The organism is Butyrivibrio sp. DSM 10294 (assembly GCF_028539135.1).
Classification (GTDB): domain Bacteria; phylum Bacillota; class Clostridia; order Lachnospirales; family Lachnospiraceae; genus Butyrivibrio.
The window spans coordinates 1-3412 of the sequence record NZ_JANSWL010000021.1 but is presented as its reverse complement, the minus strand read 5'-3'; the positions used below and the strand labels follow the sequence as shown (position 1 = coordinate 3412).

Below are 3412 nucleotides of genomic sequence, written 5' to 3'. Positions count from 1 at the left end.
GACATACGAAAGTAATCAAATAGAGGTTCTTAATATGCCTTTAGATGAGCATAATCCCTAATATCTATACCATTTTGCATTCTTGTGCATATGAAAGCTTCATTATCATTCTCTTTCGTATGCTTTTTCATCTTTCTCAAGGCTATTAGCAACAACTTCATGCATACTAAACGTCTTACATTTGACACTCTTCATATGCACTTATGCAATGAAGCAGCCATAATCTATTCGGCTTAGACTGTGAAATGCATATTAGAAGCAAGTTTCATGAGTGGTTCGTATGCTGCATGCAATTAAATGCCGGAAAGACAGGTAATACAAGGTGAAATAAATAATTCATTTCAACGCAGAGTTTTTTAATAATAATTTCAGAGATATTTACTTATGAGAATTTGCGAAATTTAGTAAAATAGTTGTGGCAATCTAGTTAACATAAACCATTTATCTCAGGAGGTAATTATCAATGAATAAAAAATCTGCTTTTGAAGTATACCTGTCTGCGGTTTTTAAATGGGGTATTACTGCACTGGTATCGGCCTGTATGTTTGCTACAGCAATGTTCATAGTAGAAAAGACAATTGGCTTTTATCAGGTTATCCCTTGGATCGCAGTAATAATTTTCAGTATCATGGATGTGTGTTTCTTTATTACAGGAATGCTGATTCTTAAGTCTTCATTTGATGAAGATGGATATTTAAAAGATGGAAAACTTCAAATAGGAAAGGTTTTCTGCTCAGTTGTTCTTATCATTCAGTGGAACTACATTATTTACATGGTTCCGACCAGAACATTCTGGGGATTTTTATGTTTCTTCCTGATACTTATCGGATTCTTTATGGATATTAAGCTACTGTCCGTTACCGGTAGTATTTGTATTGTTTCTATGTTTATTGCATGGTTTGTCAGAGGCACAGCTCTTTTGCCGGTAAAAGACGAACTCTTTATTACAGATGTAATCATGTGTGTTGTAGGCCTTGTGCTTTCGTTAGCCGGCCTTGTAATGTTCTTATTCTTTGTTTCACACTTTTTGATTACTGCCAAAAAGGATGAGCTTGAAGAGAACAACAGGCGTGTTACAGGTGTTATGGATGCTGTTCGTTCAATATCTTCCAAGATGGTAACTGCTGGAACAACTCTTTTGGATATCTCATCAAGTGAGAGCGCTTCAGCAGAAGAGTTATCAGCAACAAGTGATGAGCTTGTTAAAAACAGTAATATTCTTGGTAATAAAGCAGATGAGAGTATGGCAAACTTGTCAGAGCTTAATGATTGCGCAAGCATTGTAGAAGAAAATGTTGAGACTGTTGAGAAGACATCTGACAACCTTCTTAAGAAGTCAAAAGAAAATGAGAAATCATTAAATGATCTTCAGGGAATAAATTCGGAAGTTTCTGATTCTATGGCAGTTACAACAGATATTGCAGGCAGACTTCTAAAGGCAGTAGAAGAAATTGGAACAACGCTTGAACTTATTCAGGGAATTTCGTCATCAACAAGCCTTCTTGCTCTTAATGCTTCAATTGAGGCCGCAAGAGCGGGTGATGCTGGAAAGGGATTTGCTGTTGTAGCAACTGAAGTTGGTAAGCTTGCAGAAAACACGCAGAGCTCACTTAAGGACGTTGGTGCAATAATTGAAAGAGTTCAGAAGAACGTAGAAGAGATTACAGGACAGGTTGAGATAAATGCCAATAAGCTTGCTGAACAGAATGAACAGTTTAAGACAGTATTTGGCGACATAAGTGAAATGACTACAATGCTGAATGATTCGGTTAATGCAATTGAAGAGATGAATGAGGCACATAAACGCCAGTCAGAAATCATCAAAAAAACTGTTGAGATTAACCAGAATATCGCAGAGAGTATCAGAAGTGAGAACGAGCAGTTTGTGGCTATCAGTACCATGGCTGGAAATAATGCTACAAATACTGAGCATGTTGCACAGCAGGCTAGTGCAATCAATGACATGGTTGATGAGATTAATCGTCTTCTAAATAATTAAAAAGATGTGAGTGTCAAAAGACTGTGCCTTCTAAAAAAGAGGGCACAGTCTTTTTCTATGTGCGCCTAGCGGCGCATGTTTCTAACGGGTTAAATGATTCCGATAAGAATCTGTTGATAATTTCGCATGGGGCAGTTATCATGACTCTATCGGCAATGAAGAGAGATATCCCTTTTGAACAGTCACATACAATTGAGGTTGATAACGCAACTCCGATTGAATTCAGCATTGAAGAACCGGAAGAGATCAGAAAGAAATTATTCCAGCATGGGTAGAAATGACTGTAAAGCCGGCTGACGTTGTTGATGAGATGAATTCATAACTTACAGTTTATACACGATAGAGGAGGCATTATTTGAAAAAGACAATTCGCAGTGTTCTCATTTTTATAACGCTGATTATTATTGTGTTGGTGGGACTTTTGATAAAGCTACGGATACAGACAGGAAGAATCCTTACTGATTATTCGTCTATATATAAAGATGATAAATATGGTGCTCCGGTATATGTTGATGGAGTAGAGGTAATAACCCAGGATGTTTCCTGTGGTTATGCCTGTATTGAGATGTTTTCTGCATGGAATGGGGGACATCTGACAGAAGAGGATCTGTACAATGAATATGGCAAGGTCATAACCTCAACAGGAGATAAGTTCTGCGAAGAAATGAACAAGCGCTTTCCGGAGTACACTACGTCCATCCATAAATACATGTCAAACACGGAACTGATAGATGCAGCTTATGAAAATCTGTCAAGAGGAGTACCTGTGCCATTTGAGTGGGCAGCTAAGTATGGTGATGTGTGGACTCTTCATTATTCCCTGCTTGTTGGGATGGATATTCCTAATGACAAGATAACTGTAGCAAATCCTTATGGTTATGTTGAAGAGTTATCTGTAGATGAATTTTTACAGCGCACAAGTTTTGAAGCTTATGAGAATATGCCTTTTTATTTCAAATTGGCATTTGCTGTAGGGATGTTTGAGAAGAATACAATCTTTACTGTCACGGATTGAACGAGAACTGAATAGCTTCCAGATAGCCAACCATCTATGTTGTGGACAAGGGACGCCACCCTTGACGGAACCTGCTGGAAACGCCTCAGGATCAGAATCCAGGAACAGCAGGATTTGGAGCTATGGCTCTGCGTGAAATCTGTTATAGTGAAAAGAAGCAGTTGATTTTAGACGAAAAGGACGGCCACTATTACCAGTTCGGGAATAGTAGCAGAACAAAACCTGAAAAGAAATTATTATATCTAATTTGTGCTCAGGACATACGAAAGTAATCAAATAGAGGTTCTTAATATGCCTTTAGATGAGCATAATCCCTAATATCTATACCATTTTGCATTCTTGTGCATATGAAAGCTTCATTATCATTCTCTTTCGTATGCTTTTTCATCTTTCTCAAG

At 37.7% G+C, this 3412-nt stretch carries 3 protein-coding genes; all 3 read left to right on the top strand.

The features are described from left to right. Nucleotides 1–463 precede the first annotated feature (463 nt). The 3 genes from NXH67_RS00165 to NXH67_RS00155 all read left to right on the top strand — a co-directional run bounded on the left by NXH67_RS00165 (nt 464) and on the right by NXH67_RS00155 (nt 3179). Nucleotides 464–1999, top strand: coding sequence for a methyl-accepting chemotaxis protein (locus NXH67_RS00165; RefSeq protein ID WP_272795933.1), 1536 nt, complete (start codon nt 464–466; stop codon nt 1997–1999). Between the two features lie 355 nt (nt 2000–2354). Next, the gene (locus NXH67_RS00160; RefSeq protein ID WP_272795932.1) at nt 2355–3014 is read left to right on the top strand and encodes a C39 family peptidase; all 660 of its coding nucleotides are present in this window, start codon (nt 2355–2357) and stop codon (nt 3012–3014) included. 36 nt (nt 3015–3050) lie between these two features. Further along, a complete protein-coding gene (locus tag NXH67_RS00155; RefSeq protein ID WP_272795931.1) occupies nt 3051–3179 on the top strand; it encodes a hypothetical protein in 129 nt (42 codons plus the stop codon). The last annotated feature ends 233 nt before the right edge of the window (nt 3180–3412 follow it).